General features: G+C 72.1%; 18 protein-coding genes. 4 read left to right on the top strand and 14 right to left on the bottom strand.

Features of this window, described 5'->3' with window-relative positions:
* The first annotated feature begins 96 nt into the window (after positions 1-96).
* A complete protein-coding gene (locus KBA23_RS01250; protein ID WP_290735774.1) occupies positions 97-2,883 on the top strand; it encodes an error-prone DNA polymerase in 2,787 nt (928 codons plus the stop codon).
* Positions 2,884-3,041: 158 nt separating this feature from the next.
* Here KBA23_RS01250 and KBA23_RS01245 read toward each other — a convergent pair whose 3' ends face one another.
* Together KBA23_RS01245 and KBA23_RS01240 are read right to left on the bottom strand one after the other, a co-directional pair.
* Positions 3,042-3,758: a response regulator gene (locus KBA23_RS01245; RefSeq protein ID WP_290735770.1), complete on the bottom strand. Its 717-nt coding sequence runs from the start codon at positions 3,756-3,758 to the stop codon at positions 3,042-3,044.
* Complete coding sequence (locus tag KBA23_RS01240; RefSeq protein ID WP_290735767.1) at positions 3,755-4,273, bottom strand: MarR family transcriptional regulator; 519 nt, start codon at positions 4,271-4,273, stop codon at positions 3,755-3,757. Before KBA23_RS01240 ends, KBA23_RS01245 begins: the two co-directional genes overlap by 4 nt.
* A gap of 151 nt (positions 4,274-4,424) precedes the next feature.
* Here KBA23_RS01240 and KBA23_RS01235 point away from each other — a divergent pair, with 151 nt between their 5' ends.
* Positions 4,425-5,309 carry a branched-chain amino acid aminotransferase gene (locus KBA23_RS01235; protein WP_290735763.1) on the top strand — a complete coding sequence of 295 codons (885 nt, stop codon included), beginning with the start codon at positions 4,425-4,427 and terminating at the stop codon, positions 5,307-5,309.
* A 180-nt stretch (positions 5,310-5,489) separates the two neighbouring features.
* On the opposite strand, the gene xylA is transcribed toward KBA23_RS01235, so the two are convergent.
* From xylA to KBA23_RS01205, 6 genes are all read right to left on the bottom strand, one after another.
* Positions 5,490-6,791, bottom strand: a complete 1,302-nt coding sequence (gene xylA, locus KBA23_RS01230; RefSeq protein ID WP_290735760.1) for a xylose isomerase — start codon at positions 6,789-6,791, stop codon at positions 5,490-5,492.
* Positions 6,792-6,847: 56 nt separating this feature from the next.
* Positions 6,848-8,293 (bottom strand): xylulokinase, encoded by a 1,446-nt coding sequence (xylB, locus tag KBA23_RS01225; RefSeq protein ID WP_290735757.1) that lies wholly within the window; start codon positions 8,291-8,293, stop codon positions 6,848-6,850.
* A 320-nt stretch (positions 8,294-8,613) separates the two neighbouring features.
* The gene (gene bfr, locus KBA23_RS01220; protein WP_290735754.1) at positions 8,614-9,099 is read right to left on the bottom strand and encodes a bacterioferritin; all 486 of its coding nucleotides are present in this window, start codon (positions 9,097-9,099) and stop codon (positions 8,614-8,616) included.
* A gap of 111 nt (positions 9,100-9,210) precedes the next feature.
* Complete coding sequence (locus tag KBA23_RS01215; RefSeq protein WP_290735751.1) at positions 9,211-9,462, bottom strand: bacterioferritin-associated ferredoxin; 252 nt, start codon at positions 9,460-9,462, stop codon at positions 9,211-9,213.
* Positions 9,463-9,583: 121 nt separating this feature from the next.
* Entirely contained in the window at positions 9,584-10,798 is a 1,215-nt protein-coding gene (gene hemA / locus KBA23_RS01210; RefSeq protein ID WP_290735748.1) for a 5-aminolevulinate synthase, read from the bottom strand.
* Positions 10,799-11,270: 472 nt separating this feature from the next.
* Entirely contained in the window at positions 11,271-12,467 is a 1,197-nt protein-coding gene (locus KBA23_RS01205; protein ID WP_290735745.1) for a DUF2130 domain-containing protein, read from the bottom strand.
* A gap of 129 nt (positions 12,468-12,596) precedes the next feature.
* Here KBA23_RS01205 and KBA23_RS01200 point away from each other — a divergent pair, with 129 nt between their 5' ends.
* Positions 12,597-13,931, top strand: a complete 1,335-nt coding sequence (locus KBA23_RS01200; RefSeq protein WP_290735742.1) for a BCD family MFS transporter — start codon at positions 12,597-12,599, stop codon at positions 13,929-13,931.
* 261 nt (positions 13,932-14,192) lie between these two features.
* Here the strand turns inward: KBA23_RS01200 and recQ are convergent, their stop codons facing one another.
* The 6 genes from recQ to KBA23_RS01170 all read right to left on the bottom strand — a co-directional run bounded on the left by recQ (position 14,193) and on the right by KBA23_RS01170 (position 19,455).
* Positions 14,193-16,301 (bottom strand): DNA helicase RecQ, encoded by a 2,109-nt coding sequence (gene recQ, locus KBA23_RS01195; protein WP_290735741.1) that lies wholly within the window; start codon positions 16,299-16,301, stop codon positions 14,193-14,195.
* 22 nt (positions 16,302-16,323) lie between these two features.
* Positions 16,324-16,887 (bottom strand): 16S rRNA (guanine(966)-N(2))-methyltransferase RsmD, encoded by a 564-nt coding sequence (gene rsmD / locus KBA23_RS01190; RefSeq protein WP_290735738.1) that lies wholly within the window; start codon positions 16,885-16,887, stop codon positions 16,324-16,326.
* Positions 16,887-17,009, bottom strand: a complete 123-nt coding sequence (locus tag KBA23_RS01185) for a hypothetical protein (RefSeq protein ID WP_290735735.1) — start codon at positions 17,007-17,009, stop codon at positions 16,887-16,889. Before KBA23_RS01185 ends, rsmD begins: the two co-directional genes overlap by 1 nt.
* Positions 17,010-17,107: 98 nt before the next feature.
* Positions 17,108-18,421 carry an MATE family efflux transporter gene (locus KBA23_RS01180; RefSeq protein WP_290735732.1) on the bottom strand — a complete coding sequence of 438 codons (1,314 nt, stop codon included), beginning with the start codon at positions 18,419-18,421 and terminating at the stop codon, positions 17,108-17,110.
* A gap of 87 nt (positions 18,422-18,508) precedes the next feature.
* Positions 18,509-19,018, bottom strand: a complete 510-nt coding sequence (locus KBA23_RS01175) for a PaaI family thioesterase (protein ID WP_290735729.1) — start codon at positions 19,016-19,018, stop codon at positions 18,509-18,511.
* Positions 19,015-19,455, bottom strand: coding sequence for a PaaI family thioesterase (locus KBA23_RS01170; protein ID WP_290735726.1), 441 nt, complete (start codon positions 19,453-19,455; stop codon positions 19,015-19,017). The genes KBA23_RS01175 and KBA23_RS01170 overlap by 4 nt, the downstream gene beginning before the upstream one ends.
* A 164-nt stretch (positions 19,456-19,619) precedes the next feature.
* Between KBA23_RS01170 and KBA23_RS01165 the strand changes: the two genes are divergently transcribed.
* The coding region (locus tag KBA23_RS01165) for a TSUP family transporter (RefSeq protein WP_290735724.1) at positions 19,620-19,998 on the top strand (379 nt) is incomplete at its 3' end.

Below are 19,998 nucleotides of genomic sequence, written 5' to 3'. Positions count from 1 at the left end.
CCCACGGTCATTCGGGGTGCTACCCTAGCACGATTCGTCCCAGCATGGCGCCGCTGAACGACGCTGCGATGACGCGCCCGTGACACCAACCCGACCATGCCCTTCGCCGAGCTCTGCGCCACCTCGAACTTCACCTTCCTGACCGGAGGGAGCCACCCGCAGGAATACGCGGCGCGGGCGATCGAGCTGGGCCTGCCGGCGCTGGCGATCGCCGACCGCAACTCGGTGGCGGGGCTGGTGCGGGCGCACAAGGCCCTGCGCGTCGCCGGCGGCGCGACGCGGCTCCTGCCGGGGGCCCGGCTGGCGCTGGAGGAAGGGATCGAGGCGACCGCGCTGGCGCGCGACCGCGCCGGATGGGGGCGGCTGTGCCGGCTCCTCACCGAAGGCGCGCGACGGGCGCGCAAGGGGGAATGCCTCCTCCGGCTCGACGACCTGACCGGGATGGAGGGGTTGCACCTGCTGCTGCACCCGCCGACGCGGGGCGGGGTCCGGGCATGGCTGCCGCAGGCGCGGCGGCTGGTGCGGGAGGCGGGAGCGCGGACGCATCTCGTCGCCGCGCCGCGTTATGACGGACAAGACGCGGCGCGCTTCGACCGGCTGGCGGAGATCGCGGACGGACTCGGGATCGGCCTCGTCGCCTCGGCCGAGCCGATCATGCACCACGCCAGCCGCCGGCGGCTCGTCGACGTGCTGACCTGCATCCGCGCGGGCAAGCGGATCGAGAAGATCGGCCGCGCCGCCCTCGCCAACGCCGAGCGACGGCTCAGGTCCGAGGCGGAGATGCTGCGCCTCCTCGGCCCGCACGCGGCCGCGGCGCATCGCGCCGGCGAGATCGCGGACGATTGCCGCTTCGCGTTCGACCAGCTGCGCTACGAATACCCGAGCGAGATCTGGGACGGCGAGGATCCGCAGGCCCGGCTCGTCCGGCTGACGGCGGACGGGCTCGCCTGGCGCTATCCCGAGGGCGTCCCGGAGGCGCGCCGGGCCCAGGCGGACCGCGAACTGGCGCTGATCGCGCGCAAGGAATACGCGCCGTTCTTCCTCACCGTCCATGACGCGGTGACGTACGCCCGCAGCCGGGACATCCTCTGCCAGGGGCGGGGGTCGGCGGCGAACTCCATCGTCTGCTGGGCGCTCGGCATCACCTCGATGTCGCCCGATACGGGGACGATGGTCTTCGAACGTTTCGTCTCCGACGCCCGCGACGAGCCGCCCGACATCGACGTCGACTTCGAGCACGAGCGCCGCGAGGAGGTGATCCAGTACATCTACAACCGCTTCGGCCGCCACCGCGCCGGGCTCTGCGCCACGGTGATCCACTATCGCGGCAAGCGGGCGATCCGCGAGGTCGGCGCCGCCATGGGCCTCTCGAAGGACACGGTCGCGGCGCTCTCCAGCCAGATCTGGGGCTGGGGCGGCGGCGGCCTGCCGCGCGAGCGGCTGGTCGAGCTCGGCCTCGACCCCGACGAGCCCCGGCTCGCGCTGACCATGCAACTCGTCGACGAGATCGTCGGCTTTCCGCGCCACCTCAGCCAGCATGTCGGCGGCTTCGTCATCACCGAGGGCCGGCTCGACGAACTCGTGCCGGTCGAGAACGCGGCGATGGAGGACCGCACCGTCATCGCCTGGGACAAGGACGACATCGAGACGCTCGGCATCCTCAAGGTCGACGTGCTGGCGCTCGGGATGCTCACCTGCATCCGCAAGGCGCTCGACCTGCTTGCCTCCCATTGCGGCGTCCGCCACACGCTGGCGAGCCTGCCGCAGGAGGATCCGGCGGTCTACGACATGCTCTGCCGCGCCGACGCGATCGGCGTCTTCCAGGTCGAGAGCCGGGCGCAGCTCAGCTTCCTGCCACGAATGCAGCCGCGGGAGTTCTACGACCTCGTCATCGAGGTGGCGATCGTGCGGCCGGGGCCGATCCAGGGGGGCATGGTGCATCCCTACCTGCGGCGGCGGCGGGGCGCGGAGACGGTGGACTATCCCTCGGACGCGCTCGGGGCGGTGCTGAAGCGCACGCTGGGCGTGCCGCTCTTCCAGGAACAGGCGATGCAGATCGCCATCGTCGGCGCGGGCTTCACCCCCGACGAGGCCGACCGCCTGCGCCGCGCCCTCGGCACCTTCAAGGGCGACGGCACGGTCTACAGGTTCCGCGAGCGGTTCCTGTCGGGCATGGCGGCGAACGGCTACCCGGCCGATTTCGCCGAGCGCTGCTTCTCCCAGATCGAGGGCTTCGGCTCCTACGGCTTCCCCGAGAGCCACGCGGCGAGCTTCGCGCTCCTCGTCTACGCCTCGGCCTGGATCAAGCGCCATCACCCGGCGGTCTTCGCCTGCGCGCTCCTCAACGCCCAGCCCATGGGCTTCTACGCCCCGGCCCAGATCGTGCGCGACGCGCGCGCCCACGATGTCGAGGTGCGACCCGTCTGCATCAACGCGAGCTTCTGGGACAACACGCTCGAACCCGACAGCCGCGGCGGGCTGGCGCTGCGGCTGGGCTTGCGCCAGATCAGGGCGATGCGCGAGGACGACGCGATGTGGATCGCCGCCGCCCGCGGCAACGGCTACCCCGACGTCGAGGCGGTGTGGCGCCGCGCCGGGATCGAGCCCCGCCTCCTCGCGGCTCTGGCCGAGGCCGACGCCTTCGCGAGCCTCGGGATCGGCCGGCGCGAGGCGCTGTGGGCCGCCCGGGCGATCCGCGGCCGCAGGCCGCTGCCGCTCTTCGACGGGCTCGAGGGCGAGGGCGCGGAGGCCCCGGTCGCCCTGCCGCCGGCGACGCTCGGCGAGGCCATCGTCGCCGACTACGCCGCCCTGCGCCTCACGCTGCGCGCCCATCCCATGGCGCTGCTGCGCGACCGCCTGACGCCCCGCGATTCCGCGGCCTGAACCCGACCCACTCCGCCCGGCTTGCGCCGGCCGGACCCGGGCGCCGCGTCGACGTCGCGCCAGCTCGATCGTGGCGCCCGCGGCGCGCTGCCCCGTTGCGCCGGCGGCGCCGTCTCCCCGCCCCGAGCGCCCGCCGCGCGGGAACGGGAGCCCCGCCCTCAGTCCGGCGCGAGCATGTAGCCCGACCCCCGCACCGTCTGAAGGTAGCGCGGGACGCGGGGATCGGTCTCGATCTTGCGGCGCAGGCGGGTGATCTGCACGTCGATCGCCCGCTCCTGCGCCTCGGCCACGCCGCCGCCCAGGTCCTCGACCAGCTCGGTCCGCGTCACCGGCTCGTGGGCGCGGGCGGCGAAGATGCGCATCAGCATCGACTCGGTCGCGGTCAGCCGGATCATTTCCCGCCCCCGCCACAGCTCGCCCCGGTTCACGTCGTAGCGCACCTCGCCGAGCTGCAGCGTCTTCGGCGGCTCGCTCTTCGGCGCGGGCTTCGGCACCCGTCGCAGGATGGCGTTGATCCGCAGCAGGAGCTCGCGCGGCTCGAACGGCTTGCCGAGATAGTCGTCCGCCCCCGCCTCCAGCCCGCGGATGCGGTCGTCCGCATCCCCCCGCGCCGTCAGCAGCAGGATCGGCGTCGCCAGCGTCTCGCGCAAGGACGCGGTCAGCGCCACGCCGTCCTCGCCCGGCATCATCACGTCGAGCACCAGGATGTCGAACTCGAGCCCGTCGAGCAGCCGCCGCGCATGGGCGGCGTCGCGCGCGGTGGTGACGAGAAACCCGTTGCGGGCCAGGAATTTCTGAAGCAGCGACCGGATACGCGCGTCGTCGTCGACCACGAGGACATGCGCCCGGTCGGTCGACCCCGCGACCTCGCTCACGACCGGTCCCGGTCGAGCGCCCCGAGCACCCGCTCACGGGTCTCGGGATCGATCATCGCCTCCAGAACGGTGCGGAAGCCGTGCACCGCCTCCGGACCGGCGAGCGAGAAGGCCGCCCGCATGCGGCGGCGCTGGGCCCCGGAAAGCTCGTGCTCCAGCGCGCGGCCCGCTTCCGTCAGCCGAAGGTTGCGCTGGCGCCGGTCGGCGGCGCCGACCCGGCTCTCGACCAGTCCGTCCTCGACGAGCTGGCGCAGCACCCGGTTCAGCGACTGCTTCGTCACCCCGAGGAAGTCGAGAAGCTCGTTCACCGTCAGCCCCGGCCTGCGGTTGATGAAGTGCACGGCGCGATGGTGCGCGCGTCCGTAGCCGCGGGAGTCGAGGATGCGGTCGGGGTCGGCGGTGAACTCGCGATAGGCGAAGAACATCAGCTCGATGCCCTGGCGGAGCTGGTCGTCGGTCAGGAACAGCAGCTGCTCGCTGCGGGTCGGGTTGATCGAGAAGCCGCTCTGAGCCATCGGGCGTTCCTGCTGGGGCGTTTCGCAGTTTATGTCAGCGTTGTTGACATTCCAAGCCCCGAGTGCTACCCCGCCTCCCGCAGCGTCCTGAAGAAACTGTCGCAGGTGCGGAGCAGGGCGCAACAATCGGAATACCGAGGGAGCGAACGCCATGGCTGGCGCATACGACGATCGCGACGGGTTCATCTGGGTCGATGGGGCGTTCGTGCCCTGGCGCGACGCCAAAGTCCACGTGCTGACCCATGCGCTGCACTACGCCTCGTCGGTCTTCGAGGGCGAGCGCTGCTACGAGGGCAACATCTTCAAGAGCCGCGAGCACACCGAGCGGCTGCTGAAGTCCTGCGACTATCTCGACATTCCGCATCCCTTCACCGCGGACGAGATCGAGGCCGCCAAGGTCGCGACGCTGGCGAAGAACGGCTTCACCGACGCCTATGTCCGCCCGGTGATCTGGCGCGGCTCCGGCCCGGACATGGGCGTCGCCTCGTCGCGCAACCCCGTCCACCTCGCCATCGCGGTCTGGGAATGGGGCGCCTACTACGGCGACGCCAAGATGAAGGGCGCGAAGCTTGACATCTCGGCCTGGAAGCGCCCCTCGCCGGAGACGATCCCCTCCTTCGCCAAGGCGGCCGGGCTCTACATGATCTGCACCATGTCGAAGCACGCCGCCGAAGCGAAGGGCTGTTCGGACGCGCTGATGATGGACTATCGCGGCTACGTCGCCGAGGCGACCGGCGCCAACGTGTTCTTCGTCAAGGGCGAGGAAGTCCACACCCCGAAGCCCGACTGCTTCCTCAACGGCATCACCCGCCAGACCGTGGTCCAGATGCTGAAGGAGCGCGGCGTCAAGGTGGTGGAACGCCATATCGAACCCGCCGAGATGGAGGGCTTCGAGCAGTGCTGGCTCACCGGAACCGCCGCCGAGGTGACGCCGGTCGGCTCGATCGGCGACTACAGCTTCGAGGTCGGCGCGCTTACCCGGTCGATCGCCGGCGACTACGAGAAGCTGGTGCGCGGCCGGCTCGCAGCCGCCTGACGCCCGGCCCCGGGGCGCGGAACGGACCACGTTTCCGCCCCGCCAGACGCCGGAGGCTGGAAAACGGCGCCGCCGGCGCGACGTCGCAGCGCGCCGCGAGCGGAACGCCGCCACGCGCGCGACGTCGACGCGGCGCATGGGTCCGCCCGGCACGGGCGGACCGGCGCACGGGAGTCCGGGTCAGACGAAGCGGTTGACCCAGTTCTCCAGCATCTCCTGCCGCCCCGAGCGCGGCTGCGGCTCGAGGCCCTCCCGGTCGACCCGCGCCGCTATCGTCTCGAGGTCCGAGGTCAGCATCGCCCGGGCCTCGGGGCTCTCCCACCCGGCGTAGCGCGCCGCGAGCGCCTTCTCGAGTCCGCCGTCCTCGACCATCGCGGCGGCCGAGAGGAGCGCCCGGGCGCAGATGTCGACGCCGCCGACATGGGCGGCGATCAGGTCCCGGGGATCGAGCGACTGGCGCCGGAGCTTCGAATCGAAATTGAAGCCGCCGGTGGTGAAGCCGCCGGCCTTCAGGATGCAGTAGACGGCCAGCGCCATCTCTGGCGCGTTGTTCGGGAACTGGTCGGTGTCCCAGCCCGACTGGTAGTCGTTGCGGTTGGCGTCCACCGATCCGAAGATCCCGAGCGCCGCCGCCGTGGCGATCTCGTGCTCGAAGGAATGCCCGGCGAGGACGGCGTGCCCGACCTCGATGTTGACCTTGACCTCCGCCTCCAGCCCGAACCGCTTCAGGAAGCTGAAGACGGTGGCGACGTCGTAGTCGTACTGGTGCTTGGTCGGTTCCTGCGGCTTCGGCTCGATCAGGATCGCGCCCGGAAAGCCGATCCTGTGCTTGTAGTCGACCACCATGGCGAGGAACCGCCCGGCATGGTCGAGCTCCGCCTTCATGTCGGTGTTGAGCAGGGTCTCGTAGCCCTCGCGGCCGCCCCAGAGCACGTAGTTCGCGCCGCCGAGCCGGTGGGTGACGTCGATCGCGTCCTTCACCTGCGCCGCCGCGTAGGCGAACACGTCCGGGTCGGGGTTGGTCGCCGCGCCGGCCATGTAGCGCCGGTTGGAAAAGAGGTTGGCGGTCCCCCAGAGGAGCTTCACGCCGGTCTCCTCCTGCTTCTTCGCGAAGACGTCGGCGATCTCGCGCACGTTGCGGCTCGACTCGGCGAGGCTCCGGCCCTCGGGCGCGACGTCGCGGTCGTGGAAGGTGTAGAACGGCGTGCCGAGGATCGAGAACATCTCGAAGGCGACCTCGGCCTTCAGCCGCGCCGCCTCCATCCCGCCGTCGAACCACGGCCGCTCGAAGGTCGGGCCGCCGAACGGGTCGCTCCCCGGCCAGGCGAAGGAGTGCCAGTAGGCGACGGCGATGCGGAGCTGCTCGGCCATCGGCTTGCCGAGTACGATCCGCGCCGGCTCGTAGAAGCGATAGGCGAGCGGGTCGTCGCTGTCGGGGCCCTTGAACGGGATCTTGTCGATGCCGGCGAAGAAGTCGCTCATGCCGTGGCCTTTCCGTGGGCTTTGAAAGGAAACTCCGGGGGCGGCGCGCTGCCGACCTAGGCGCCCTTCAGCGCCGGATAGAGCGCCCGGTGCCGGGCCAGGGCCTCGCGGTACGAGGCCGCGAGGCCCGGGTCGGGCGCGATCACCCGCAAGGTCTCCGGCGCGGCGCAGACCTCGTGCGGGTCGGCGCCCTCGGCGGCGCAAAGGGCGAGGCGCGCGGCGCCGAGCGCGGCGCCGATATCGCTGTCGGCGGCGAGGCGGAGCGGCCGGTCGAGCGCCGCTGCGATGATCCTGAGCCAGGCGTCGGAGCGCGAGCCGCCGCCGACGGCGAGCGCGCTGTCGAAGTCCGTCCCCGCCGCGGCGAGCGCCGCCTGGCAGTCGGCGAAGGCGAAGGCGACGCCCTCCATCACCGCCTGCGCGAGATCGGTCGCATCATGCGCCTGCGCGAGCCCGACGAAGGCCCCGCGCGCCGCGGGGTCGTTGTGGGGGGTCCGCTCGCCGGAGAGATAGGGCAGGAACGCCACCGGCGAGGCCCGATCCGGCGCGCCGACCGCGGCGGCAAGGTCGCGGGCCGGCCGGCCGGTGATCCGCGACAGCCATTCCAGGCTGTCCGCCGCCGACAGGATCACCCCCATCTGGTGCCAGGTGTCCGGGATGGCGTGGCAGAAGGCATGCACCGCGCCGGCGGTGTTCGGCGAAAACCGTGCGTTCGAGACGAAGAGCACGCCCGAGGTCCCGATCGAGACGAAGGCGGAGCCCGGGGTGACCACCCCCACTCCGCAGGCGGCCGCTGCATTGTCGCCCGCCCCGCCGGCGACGACCGCCGGACCCGTGACGCCCCAGCGCCGCGCCAGCTCGGGCAGCAGCTCGCCCGAGGACTCGGAGCCCTCGACCAGTCGCGGCATCTGCGCGCGGTTGAGCCCGGTCGCCTCGAGGAGGTCGTCCGACCAGTCGCGCGCCGCGACATCGAGCCACAGCGTGCCGGAGGCGTCGGACATGTCCGAAACATGGTGCCCGGTCAGGCGGAAGCGCACGTAGTCCTTGGGCAGGAGAACGGTCGAGACGTGCTCGAAGATCCGCGGCTCGTGCCTTGCGACCCAGGCGAGCTTCGGCGCGGTGAACCCCGCCATGGCGATGTTGCCCGCGATCTCTCGGGCGCGCGGGAAAGCCGCCTCGATCTCGGCGCATTCCGCCCCGGAACGGCCGTCGTTCCACAGGATCGCCGGCCGCAGCACCCGGTCGTCGGCGTCGAGCAGCACGGCCCCGTGCATCTGTCCCGACAGGCCGACGCCGCGCAGCCCGCCGAGCCCGTGCTCGGCCGCCAGGCGGTCGAGCGTCGCCTCGACGGCGGCCCACCAAGCCTCCGGGTCCTGCTCGGACCAGCCCGCCTGCGGGCGCGAGATGTCGAGCGGGACGGAGGCCTGCCCGATCAGCCGCTGCCGGTCGTCGAACAGCGCCGACTTGACCGACGACGTGCCGATGTCGATGCCGAGATAGCTCATCGCCCGACCCGTCCACGCAGCGCGGCGCCTCTCTCCGGGGCCTCCGTCCCTGTCATCGCGCGATCCTCCCGCCCGCCCCGTGTTTCCGGGGAATGCAGCGGAACAACCATCATCGCGGGGTCCCGCCTTGTCAATCGCCCGGCGGGCAGGCGTCAACCTGTTGGAATTGCGTCCAGATCGCGACGGCCACCGTCACTCGTGCAGACCCCGGGCGCGGTACGCCGCCGCGGCGCCGGGATGCAGCGGCGCTACGGCGACGCCGGACGGCCCGTGGACCGCCGGCGCAAGAGCGGGTAGCCGGTCGCCGCACGGCCCGTGGTCTATTCGACCTCGTCCGTGGACTTGGCGTTGAGCTGGTTCCAGTTCTGCTCGCCGATCCGCTCGACGAGATCGAGCTGCGTCTCGAGAAAGTCGATATGGCCTTCCTCGTCGCCCATCAGCTCCTCGAAAAGGTTCTTCGACACGTAGTCGCCGACCTTGTCGCAGTAGTCGCGGGCCTCCTTGTAGAGCGTGCGCGCGTCGTACTCGGCGGCCAGGTCGCACTTCAGCGCCTCGACCGGGCTTTCGCCGATGCGGAGCGGATCGAGCGTCTGAAGGTTCGGATGCCCCTCGAGGAAGATGATGCGGTCCATCAGCTTGTCGGCGTGGCCCATCTCCTCGATGGACTCCTTGCGCGACTTCTCCGCGAGCTTGCCGACGCCCCAGTCGGCCTGCAGACGGTAATGCAGCCAGTACTGGCTGATCGCGGTCAGCTCGCTCCGGAGCGCCTTGTTGAGGTACTCGATGACGCCCTTGTCACCCTTCATCGCTCATCCCCTTCGGTGTGCCGCCGAGGGCCAGACGCCCACGCACAGGCAACCTACGGGAGCCGGACCGGACCCGCAATATGGAATCGTTCTAAAACCGGAAGCCCGGGTTCAGGCCTCCTCGACGCTGCGCGCCAGTGTGGCGCCGCGCAGGTTCCGCAGTTCCACCGGAACGGCGAAGTTCTCGTCGGAGCGGATGTGCTCGATGAAGAGGCGCACGCAGCCGCCGCAGTTCGCGGACTTGCCGAGGGCGCGGTAGATCTTGCCGGGCGTGATCAGCGTCAGGGGATCGGAGGCCCGCATCCAGGCGATGGCCTGGCGAATGTCGCGATCGGTGACGCCGGTGCAGGAGCAGACGATCATGGCCGCGGAGCGCCCATGCCGGCCCGAGTGTCGATTCGGATGCGCTGCGCCACCACGAATTCCCGACCGATTCAGTTCAGGTACATACCTGACAGTTACGGTCGGAAAATGCAAGCCTCTCTCAGGCGACGGCCCGCGACAGGGCGCAGCGGGACCAGAGCGCGCCGAGCGCGGAAACGAGCCGGGCGAGTTCCTCGTCCGTGTGCAGCGGAGACGGCGTGAAGCGCAGGCGCTCGGAACCCCGCGGGACCGTCGGATAGTTGATCGGCTGGACATAGATGCCGAACTCGCCGAGCAGGATGTCCGAGATCAGTTTGCACTTGACCGGATCGTTCACCATCACCGGGACGATGTGGCTCGGATTGCGCAGGTGCGGGATGCCGATCGCGTCGAGCCGCTCGCGCAGGCGGGCGACCTGGCGACGCTGGCGCAGCCGCTCGACCTGGCTGGACTTGAGGTGGCGGACCGACGCCCGCGCGCCCGCGGCGATCGCCGGCGGCAGGGCGGTGGTGAAGATGAAGCCGCTGGCGAAACTGCGCACGAAATCGACGAGCGCGGACGACCCGGCGATGTAGCCGCCGACGACGCCGAAGGCCTTGCCGAGCGTGCCCTCGATCAGGTCGATGCGCTCCATCAGCCCCCGCTCCTCGGCGACGCCGCCGCCGCGGGGGCCGTAGAGGCCGACCGCATGCACCTCGTCGAGATAGGTCATCGCGCCGTGGCGCTCCGCCACCTCGACGATCTCCTCCATGGGCGCGATGTCGCCGTCCATGGAATAGACGCTCTCGAAGGCGACGATCTTCGGGCGGCCCGGCTCGATCGCCGCGAGCTGGCGCTCGAGGTCGGCCGGGTCGTTGTGCCGCCAGATCCGCCGGTCGCAACGCGCGTGACGGATGCCCTCGATCATCGAGGCGTGGTTCAGCGCGTCGGACAGGATCACCACGCCGGGCAGGCGCGCGCCGAGGGTGCCGAGGGTCGCCCAGTTCGAGACGTAGCCGGAGGTGAAGAGAAGCGCCGCCTCCTTGCCGTGCAGATCCGCGAGCTCGGCCTCGAGCAGCACGTGGTCGTGGTTGGTGCCGGAGATGTTGCGCGTGCCGCCGGCGCCGGCTCCGCAGCGGTCGAGCGCCTCGTGCATGGCGGCGAGCACGTCCGGGTGCTGGCCCATCCCGAGATAGTCGTTCGAGCACCAGACGGTGACGTCGCCCCTGCCGCCGTCGACATGGCGGACGGCGGCGGGGAACGCGCCGGCGCGGCGCTCCAGTTCGGCGAAGACCCGGTAGTTGCCCTCCGCCTTCAGGGCGTCCAGCTGCTCGCGGAACAGCGCGTCGTAGCTCATCGCTCTCGTCCTTCGTTCGCAGCGTCACGCGGCCGTGGGACGGCGCCAAATCGGGGCGAACCCGCGGCGCGTCACCCGTTCGATTGCGCGCCCGGCCGCGAAAGTCAACCTTCCCGCCCGCGCAGCGGTCTCGCCCGAGGCGCAAGGTCCAGCCAAACCATTGATCTCGTTCGAGTCGAGTTCGACCAAAGTCGGATACGTGAAGCGCCGGCCAAAGCGGGCCGGGACGCGACGGACAGGGCTGGCGACTGCACATGCCGGCGGTGTTATACGGCCTCCGCCTGAATGCCTCGCGCCTGCATTAACGATTCAATCCCGACTCTTTTGCCTGGCATATGCGTTGTGCATACGTTGTGCATGGGGTGTGCATCGAAGGATCCGCCGTAAACCTTTGACGCCGAAGTCTTCCGACGGAAACCTGTCAGGCCGCCGGAGGTCTGCGCGTCGCCGACGCGGATCAATCCCGTGACCGTCATTCCGCAGCGTGCAGTCCCTCGTCCGGCGCGTCGAGCATCGGTGCGTCGAGGCCGTCGATGCCGGGCAGGGCCTTGCCCATGATGCCCTGCAGGTCGCCGTAGAGACCGTAGGTCGCGTCCAGCACGCCGGAAATCTGCATCTCGCGCTTGGCCCAGAGGCGCTGCGTCGTCTTCTTCTCGCGGTCGAGATCCGCGGCCATGTCGCTGAAACGCTCGGCGATCGCCTCGACCCGGTGGCGGAAGCGCGGGCTGCGCAGGTAGTCGTAGACCAGTTCGGTCTTGGTGCCCTGGCCCTCCTGCGCGACGCGGGCGGCGGCGAGGTCGAGAAGCCCGCAGCGCAGCGCGGCGGCCAGCGCCAGCGCCAGCCGCGGCGGCGCCACCCAGATCCCGTCGACGAGGCCGAAGCCGTCGATCCCCTTCGGCAGCGCCTCGGACACCAGCGCCGCGATCTCGGCCCCCTGGGCGCGCTGGTCGGCGCGGAGCTTGGCGAGCCAGCCGTCCTGCCAGACCCGGGCGCGCTTGGTCTCCCACAGGATCACCCCGGCGCGCAGGCCGCCCGACGCGGTGACGCGCTGCACCAGGTCGGCCCCGTGAACGCCCTTGGCCACTGGCTCGACGAGGTCGGTCGGAAAGCGCGCGGCGAGCGCGGCCTCGAGGTCCAGCTCCAGGACCTCTCCCTGAAGCTGCTGGCTGCCCTGCTCGGCGCGGCGCTTCAGCTCGTCGATCGTGCGCTGCATGCCGGCAAGCTGCTGCTCCTTCTCGGCGACCTTGAGCCGCATCGCCTCCTCGGCCTGGACGCGGGCCGCGGCCTGCACGGCCGCGAGCCCCTCGGCCACGCGGCGTTCGATGGTCAGGTCGAGCTCGCGCCGGGCCTCGTCGATCTCGCGGGTGCGGCGCATCGCCTCGGCCTGCGCCGCCTGGGCCTCGGCGAGCTTCGCCTCGCGCGCGGCCAGCTCGGCGCGCAGCGCGGACATCTCGGCCGCGGCGGCCGCCTCGGCCTCGCCGGCGAGGCGCGGGCGCTCGGCTTCGACACGGGCCGCAACCTCGGCGTCAAGGCTGGCGCGGGCCGCGGCCAGCGACGCCTCGCGCGCGGCGATGGCCTTGCGCTCCGCCGCCAGCAGCGGGGCCGCCAGCGACTGCGTCAGCGGGATCTCCGTCCCGCAGCAAGGGCAAACGAGAATCGGTTCGGACATCCGTCGGGCCTCTCTTTCCCGGATATGGTGCCCGTTCTTTTTTCGTTCGACAAGGGCTTGCGACCGCCGCGGCTTTGGCAACGCCCCGACCCTGTGCTAGGTCTCGTATTCCCGACCGGAGGACTCAGGATGACGCAGGCAGCGCGCCGGCTCGGCTGGATCGACGTCGTCCGGCTCGGGATGGTGCAGGCGGCGATCGGATCGATCGTCGCGCTGACGACCTCGACGCTCAATCGGGTGATGGTGGTGGAGCTGGCCCTGCCCGCGGTGCTGCCCGGGGCGCTGGTCGGGCTCTACTACGCCTTGCAGGTGACGCGCCCGAACTGGGGCTGGCGCTCCGACACGGGCGGGGCGCGCACGCGCTGGATCCTCGGCGGCGTGGCGGCGCTGGCGGGCGGCGGCATGCTCGCCACGCTGGCGATCGCCGTGATGGCGGAGCGCCCGGGCTCCGGGATCGCGCTGGCGGCGGCCGGCTTCACCCTGATAGGCTTCGGGGCCGGGGCGGCGAGCACCTCGCTGCTGGCGCTGCTCGCGACCGCGACCGCACCGGAGCGGCGCGCCGCCGCCGCGACGATCGTGTGGCTGATGATGATCCTCGGTTCGGCGCTGACCGCGATCGGCGTCGGCGCGGCCCTCGACCCCTATACGCCCGCCCGGCTCGTCCGGGTCGTCGCCGCGGTCGCCTGCATCGCCGTCGCGCTCGCCGTCGCGGCGATGCACGGTGTGGAGCGCGGCACGCACGCCCCTGCCACCGGGGGGCCGCGCACGCCCTTCCGCGAGGCGCTCGCCCAGGTCTGGGCAGAACCGCGCGCGCGGGCGTTCACGCTCTTCGTCGGTCTGTCGATGACCGCCTACTTCATGCAGGAGCTGATTCTCGAGCCCTTCGCCGGCCACGTCTTCGCCTTCACCCCCGGCCAGTCCACCTCCATGGCCGGGCTCCAGCACGGCGGGGTCTTCCTCGGGATGCTGACGGTGGGCGTGGCGGCGAGCGGGTTCGGCGTGGGCTCGATGCGGACCTGGACCGTGGCGGGCTGCCTCGGATCCGCCGCGGCGCTCGGCGGGCTCGCCGCTGCCGGGCTGGCCGGGCCCGGCGCCCCGCTCCGGGCGATCGTCTTCAGCCTCGGCGCCTTCAACGGCGTCTTCGCCGTGGCCGCCGTCGGCGCGATGATGCAGCTCGCCAGCGACGGGCGCGGCAAACGCGAAGGCACCCGGATGGGCCTCTGGGGCGCCGCGCAGGCGCTGGCCGCCGGCTTCGGCGGCTTCCTCGGCGCCGCCTCGGCCGACCTCGCGCGCGGCCTCGCCGGCGATCCGGCCGCCGGCTACGGCGCGGTGTTCGTGGCCGAGGCGGCGCTCTTCGTCTTCGCCGCCGCCGTGGCGATGCGGGTGCTCGCCGGGGACGGCGCAGGTGACGGCGCGCCTGCCGCCGACGGGCGAACCGCCGGATCGGGAGCAGACGCGCCCTGACCGACCGCCGAAACCGCGCCACGGCCGAAGCGGAGAGGCGGCGCCGCCGGCGCAACGGCGCCACGCGCCGCGGGCGCAACGGCGCCACCCGTGCGACCTCGACGCGGCGCCACCGCAGCGCTTCATACCGGCGGGCTCACGAAACGACTCGCGGACCTTTTTTGACCTCTGGCACTTTTATCTTGTGTACTCAGGTAGTTACCATACCTATCACGCGTGTTAGCCCGTGTTGCGCCGGGTGGCCCGGTAGACTCGCCGGTATCAGCCCTCCGCCGATTCGGAGAGAATGGCGAGGAAAGCCGCGCCGAAGCGCTCGACCTTCTGCGGGCCCATGCCCTGGATGCGCCCGAGGGCGGCGAGGTCGCGCGGGCGGGCCTCGGCGATCTTCGCCAGCGTCGTCGCGGTGCAGTTGAGCGGCTTGCCGAGACCGTCCGGGCCGCGGGCAAGCGCGACCTGAGCGGCGTGGAGCCGGTCATAGAGCGAGCCGCCGCCGTTCGCCGCCAGGCGGATGCGGGCGGGGTGCGACGGCGCCGGGACCTCGCCGGTCAGCACCGCGAGGAATTCCACGCCGTAGCGCGCGAGCTTGACCGCGCCGACGCCGGTGATCCGCCCCAGCGCGTCGAGCGTGTCAGGCCGCGTGGTCGCCATCTCGATCAGCGTCCGGTCGGGGAAGACGACGTAGGCCGGAACCCCGGCCGCGTCGGCCAGCGCCCGGCGCCGGGCCTTCAGCGCCGACAGCAGGCCCTCGTCCTCCTCGGCGACCAGCGCCACCGGCTCGCGGCGGCCGGGCGCGCGCGCGACGGAATCGGCGCGCAGTTCCAGCGCCGCCTCGCCGCGCAGCACCGGGCGGGCGTCCTCGGTGAGGCGCAGCGCGCCATGGCGCGACGGGTCGGGGCGGATCAGGTCGAGGCCCATCAGCTGGCGAAAGATCGTCTTCCACTGCGGCGCGGTGAACTCGCGGCCGACCCCGAAGGTCGGCAACCGCTCGTGGCCCCGGCGCAGCACCTTCTCGGTGGCGTCCCCGCGCAGGATGGCGATCAGGTGCTCGGCCCCGAAGCTCTCGCCGGTGCGCAGGATGGCCGAGAACGCCTTGCGGGCCGCCTCGGTGGCGTCGAAGAGCGGCGGCTTTTCGGCGCAGAGGTCGCAGTTGTCGCAAGGCGGGTCGAAGCGCTCGCCGAAATAGGCGAGCAGCGTCTGGCGGCGACAGCGCGGCGCCTCGGCGAGGCCGAGAAGCGCGTTCAGCCGCCGGTGATCGGCCGCCTTCCGTTCCGGCGGGGCCTGGCCCTCGTCGATCTGGGTGCGGCGCAGGCGGATGTCGTCGGGCCCGTAGAGCGTCAGCGTCTCGGCCGGGGCGCCGTCGCGCCCGGCGCGGCCGATCTCCTGGTAATACGCCTCGATCGACTTCGGCAGGTCGGCGTGGGCGACATAGCGGATGTCGGGCTTGTCGACGCCCATGCCGAAGGCGATCGTGGCGCAGACGATCAGCCCGTCCTCGCGCTGGAAGCGGGTCTCCGCGGCGCGGCGCGACTCGGGATCGAGGCCGGCGTGGTAGGCGACCGCGCTGTGGCCAGCGTCGTTGAACGCCTGCGCGAGGCTCTCGGTGCGCGCCCGGCTGGCGCAGTAGACGATGCCGGAGCGGCCGCGGCGCGCGGCGACGAAATCCATCAGCTGCCGGCGCGGCTCGTTCTTCGGCCGGAAGGCGAGCGCGAGGTTCGGCCGGTCGAAGCCGCGCAGGAAGGTCGCGGGCCCGGACCCGTCGAACAGCCGCGAGACGATCTCGGCGCGGGTGTCGGCGTCGGCGGTGGCGGTGCAGGCCACCGTCTGCACGCCGCCGAGGCTCGCGCGCAGCGCGCCGATGCGCAGGTAGTCGGGGCGGAAGTCATGCCCCCACTGGCTGACGCAATGCGCCTCGTCCACCGCGAGGAGCGCGACGCCAACGCGCTTCAGGAGCGCGGCCGTCCCCGGCGCGGCGAGGCGCTCGGGCGCCATGTAGAGCAGCTTCAGCCGCCCCGCGTCGAGCGCGTCGAAGGTCTCCGCCGTCTCCTCGCGGGTCGATTGCGAGGTCATCGCCCCGGCGGCGACGCCCGCGGCCTGCAACGCGCGAACCTGGTCGCGCATCAGCGCGATCAGCGGCGATACCACCAGGGTGACGCCGGGCCGCGTCAGCGCCGGCAACTGGTAGAGCAGAGACTTGCCGCCGCCGGTCGGCATGATCGCGAGCACGTCGCGGCCGGCCTCGACGGCGGAGACGATCTCCTCCTGCCCGGGGCGGAAATCGGCGAAGCCGAACACCTCGGCGAGCAGCGCGCGGGCGCTGCCGTCCTGACGGCTCTGGGCGGTGCTCACGTCGGGGAAGGCTCCTTCGGGCATTCTGGATATCGTCGCTCCCGGGTCACGCGCCATGCCGCAGCAGCGTCAGGGTGGCGGCGCCGTAGCGGCGGACGTCGAGCGGGACGAAGCCGGCCGGGGGCCGGACCGGACCGCCCTCCTCCCAGGCGACGAGCGCACCCGGCGCGAGCCAGCCGCCGGCCTGGGCCGCGGCCAGCGCCTGCTCGCCGAGGCCGCGCCCATAGGGCGGGTCGAGGAAGACGAGATCGAACGGCGCGACGGCGCGCCGCCCGAGCCGGGTGGCGTCCGCGGCGATCACCTCGGTGTCGGCCCCGGCCCGGAACTTGCCGATGTTGGCGGCCAGAAGCGCCAGCGCCGGCCGCCCCATCTCCACGAAGGTCGCCCAAGCGGCGCCGCGCGACAGCGCCTCGAGCCCCAGCGCGCCGGTACCGGCGAAGAGATCGAGCACGCGGGCGCCCGGAACGGGATCGCCGCCGGGGCCGTGCGCCAGCAGGTTGAAGAGCGCCTCGCGGGCGCGGTCGGACGTCGGACGCAGCCGCGCGGCAGGGTCGCCCGCCCCCGGCTCGGCGAGCTTCAGCCCGCGCCGCGCCCCGCCGACGATCCGCATCAGGCGCGCACCCCGAGGTCCGCCCGCACGACCGGCGACGCGCCGGCCCGGACAGCGCCCACGACGACGACCCCCGCCGCCTCCGGGCGCACGATCTCTGGGCGGGCGGTCTCCGCGTCCATCCGGTCCTCGCTGGCCTCCGGGGTCCGCCCCGTCTACATGCCGCGGGGGAGTCCCCGCAACCTCGGAGGCAGCGCCGAACGGAAGCAGCCGCCCCGCCTCAGCCCGGCGCCGCGGCCTCGAGCGCCGGGTAGCGGCGGGCGAGCGTCACGGCGCGGGCGAGGTTGAGGATGGTGAGCCCGCCCCAGAGGCCGTGGTTGCCGAAGACGGGAACCAGCGCCGCGACGGCGGCGGCATAGATCGCCACCGAGACGAGCGCCGCGTTGCGCATGTCGCGGGTGCGGGTCGCACCGATGAAGATGCCGTCGAACATCCAGGCCGTGACGCCGACGATCGGGCCGAGGACCAGCCAGGGCAGATAGGTCCGCGCGGTGGCGCGGACCTCAGGCGCCGTGCTCATCAGGTCGATGATCGCCGGTCCCGCCAGCGCGATGGCGAGGGCGATCGCCGCGGCGCCGGCGAAAGCCCATTGCGAGGCCACGATGGCGCCGCGACGCAGCTCGGCGCGACGGCCCGCGCCCATCGCCTGGCCGACGAGCGCCTCGGCGGCAAAGGCGAAGCCGTCGAGAGCGTAGGCCGTGACGGAGAGGAATTGCAGCAGGATCTGGTTCGCGGCCAGCGTCACGTCCCCGAGCCCGGCCCCGAGAAACAGGAAGGTGGTGAAGCTCGCCTGCAACACGACGGAGCGGATCAGGATGTCGCCGTTCACGGCGGCCATGCGGGCGATGCGGGCGCGATCGAAGACCCGGCCCCAGTCGCGCCACTGCTCGCCGGCGAAGGCCGGGCGGCACAGCCACACGCCGAGGGCGAGCCCCGACCATTCGGCGATCAGCGTCGCCGCGGCCACGCCGGGCACGCCCCAGTGAAATCGCAGCACGAACAGGATCGAAAGAACGACGTTGAGGCCGTTCTGGGCGAGCTGGAGGACCAGCACCGCGCAGGTGCGCTCCAGCGCGATGAGCCAGCCGGTGACGGCATAGAGCGCGATGGTCGCCGGCGCGCCCCAGATGCGGATCGCGAGATAGGCCCGGCCAAGAGCCTCGACCTCGGCGGAAGCCGGGGCGAGACGGAAGGCGGCCCAGACGATCGCGCCCTGGCCGACGATGAAGACGATGCCGGCGGCGAAGGCGATGATCAGGCCGCGCATCAGCAGCGCGCCGGTCTCGGCGACGTCTCCCGCGCCCTTCGCCTGGGCGACGAGGCCGGTCGTGCCCATGCGCAGGAAGCCGAGCACCCAGTAGATCGTGGCGAGGATGACGGCGCCGATGCCGACGGCCCCGATCGGCGCGGCCTCGCCGAGCTGGCCCACCACCGCGGTGTCGACCGCCCCGAGCAGAGGCACGGTGGCGTTCGAGAAGACGATCGGTATCGCGATGGCGAGCACCCTGCGATGGGTGACGGCGGAGGTGGACATTCGGGGGACCGGGGTTGCGGGTGCGCCGCCAGCATAGGCGCGACCGCGGCAGGAGTGAAGACGACCGGACCGGCGCGCCCGCGCCGGTCAGAGCGCGCCGTTCGGCATCAGGAAGTGGCCCGTTGCCTGCGCGAACAGCCGGGCGCGGTTGTCCTGCCAGGCTTCCACATGCACGCTGGCGTAGCGCCGGCCCATGCGGTTGACCCGGGCGCGGGCATAGCCGTCCCGGGGCAGACCGGTTCGCAGGTAGTCGACGGTGAAGTCGATGGTCTTCGGCAGCGGCGGGAACTCGCCGCGCTCGATCGCCTCGGCGGCCGGACCGCCGGATTCCATGCGGTCCCAGACCTGCGCCCAGGCGAGCTCCATGATCGCGGCGATCTCGAGGAACGAGCCGATGGCGCCGCCGTGCAGCGCCGGGAGCGCCGGGTTGCCGATCAGCTTCTCGTCGTAGGCGAGGCGACAGGTCAGCTCGTCGCCCTTGCGCTCGAAGGTGACGCCGAGGAAGCGGGCGTAGGGCACCGCCTCGACCATGCGCGCGAGCGCGGCGTCGCGACGCTGCTTGACGACCTGCACCGGCTCGGGATTGCGCACGCTCATGCCGGCCGCTCCACCGTAAACGCCCCGGCCATCGTCGCGACGACGTCCTCGGGCGAGCGGGTCCAGGCATGGGCGCGGACGAAGGCGACGGTGCGGGTCATGCGATAGCACTCCGCGCGGGCGAACAGCCGCTGGCCGGGCTCGGCGGGACGCAGGTAGTCGATGCGAAGGTCGATCGTCGCCGTCGAGACCGAGCCGGCCGGGTGAAGCAGGACCGACGCCCCGCCGCTGGTGTCGAGGAGTGCGGTGACGACGCCGCCGTGCAGGACGCCCGTCGCCGGGTCGCCGACGAAACGGGGGTCATAGTCGAGAGACGTCAGCACCCAGCCGTCGCCCGCCTCCACCACCTCCATGCCGAGCGCACAGCAGAGCGGCAGCACCCGGAGGAACCGGCGCGCGGCTTCGGTCTTGTCCGGCGGGGCGGCTTCGGCGCTCATGCATATTCTCCCGGGAAATGCAGAAGACACAACCCGGCGGCGGCCGCAAGGCGGACCCCACCCTCGCCCTCCTCCCCGCGCCTCGCCGGGGAAAATTTTCCCCGTGATCCCCTCCGTCGCAACGGCTAGTTTGGCGCCCGAGGCCGCGCGAGTAGTCCCCGTCCATGCAGATTTACCTGCCCATCGCCGAGATCTCCGTCAACGCGCTGCTGTTGCTCGGAATCGGGGGGATGGTCGGCGTGCTTTCCGGCCTGTTCGGGGTCGGCGGCGGCTTCGTCCTGACGCCGCTCCTGTTCTTCCTCGGCATCCCCCCGGCGGTCGCCGTCGCCTCGGCGGCGAACCAGATCGCCGGCTCGTCGTTCTCGGCGCTCCTCGTCCACCTCCAGCGCCGCACCGTCGACGTGAAGATGGGATGCGTGCTCCTCGCCGGCGGGCTCCTCGGCTCGACGCTCGGCGTGGAGCTGCTCGTCATGCTGCGCCGCTACGGCCAGTTCGAGCTGGTGGTGAGCCTGCTCTACGTCGTGCTCCTCGGCACGGTCGGCG

Source organism: Amaricoccus sp., from assembly GCF_017995835.1.
Lineage (GTDB): Bacteria > Pseudomonadota > Alphaproteobacteria > Rhodobacterales > Rhodobacteraceae > Amaricoccus.
This window is presented reverse-complemented; position numbering and strand designations above follow the sequence as displayed.

Bases quoted from the DNA above. Each gene is read 5' to 3' on its own strand.
- KBA23_RS01250 (WP_290735774.1), top strand. From the start codon at position 97: ATGCCCTTCGCCGAGCTCTGCGCCACCTCGAACTTCACCTTCCTGACC.
- KBA23_RS01240 (WP_290735767.1), bottom strand. From the start codon at position 4,273: ATGGCTCAGAGCGGCTTCTCGATCAACCCGACCCGCAGCGAGCAGCTG.
- KBA23_RS01235 (WP_290735763.1), top strand. From the start codon at position 4,425: ATGGCTGGCGCATACGACGATCGCGACGGGTTCATCTGGGTCGATGGG.
- xylA (WP_290735760.1), bottom strand. From the start codon at position 6,791: ATGAGCGACTTCTTCGCCGGCATCGACAAGATCCCGTTCAAGGGCCCC.
- xylB (WP_290735757.1), bottom strand. From the start codon at position 8,293: ATGAGCTATCTCGGCATCGACATCGGCACGTCGTCGGTCAAGTCGGCG.
- bfr (WP_290735754.1), bottom strand. From the start codon at position 9,099: ATGAAGGGTGACAAGGGCGTCATCGAGTACCTCAACAAGGCGCTCCGG.
- KBA23_RS01215 (WP_290735751.1), bottom strand. From the start codon at position 9,462: ATGATCGTCTGCTCCTGCACCGGCGTCACCGATCGCGACATTCGCCAG.
- hemA (WP_290735748.1), bottom strand. From the start codon at position 10,798: ATGAGCTACGACGCGCTGTTCCGCGAGCAGCTGGACGCCCTGAAGGCG.
- KBA23_RS01205 (WP_290735745.1), bottom strand. From the start codon at position 12,467: ATGTCCGAACCGATTCTCGTTTGCCCTTGCTGCGGGACGGAGATCCCG.
- KBA23_RS01200 (WP_290735742.1), top strand. From the start codon at position 12,597: ATGACGCAGGCAGCGCGCCGGCTCGGCTGGATCGACGTCGTCCGGCTC.
- recQ (WP_290735741.1), bottom strand. From the start codon at position 16,301: ATGCCCGAAGGAGCCTTCCCCGACGTGAGCACCGCCCAGAGCCGTCAG.
- rsmD (WP_290735738.1), bottom strand. From the start codon at position 16,887: ATGCGGATCGTCGGCGGGGCGCGGCGCGGGCTGAAGCTCGCCGAGCCG.
- KBA23_RS01185 (WP_290735735.1), bottom strand. From the start codon at position 17,009: ATGGACGCGGAGACCGCCCGCCCAGAGATCGTGCGCCCGGAGGCGGCG.
- KBA23_RS01180 (WP_290735732.1), bottom strand. From the start codon at position 18,421: ATGTCCACCTCCGCCGTCACCCATCGCAGGGTGCTCGCCATCGCGATA.
- KBA23_RS01175 (WP_290735729.1), bottom strand. From the start codon at position 19,018: ATGAGCGTGCGCAATCCCGAGCCGGTGCAGGTCGTCAAGCAGCGTCGC.
- KBA23_RS01170 (WP_290735726.1), bottom strand. From the start codon at position 19,455: ATGAGCGCCGAAGCCGCCCCGCCGGACAAGACCGAAGCCGCGCGCCGG.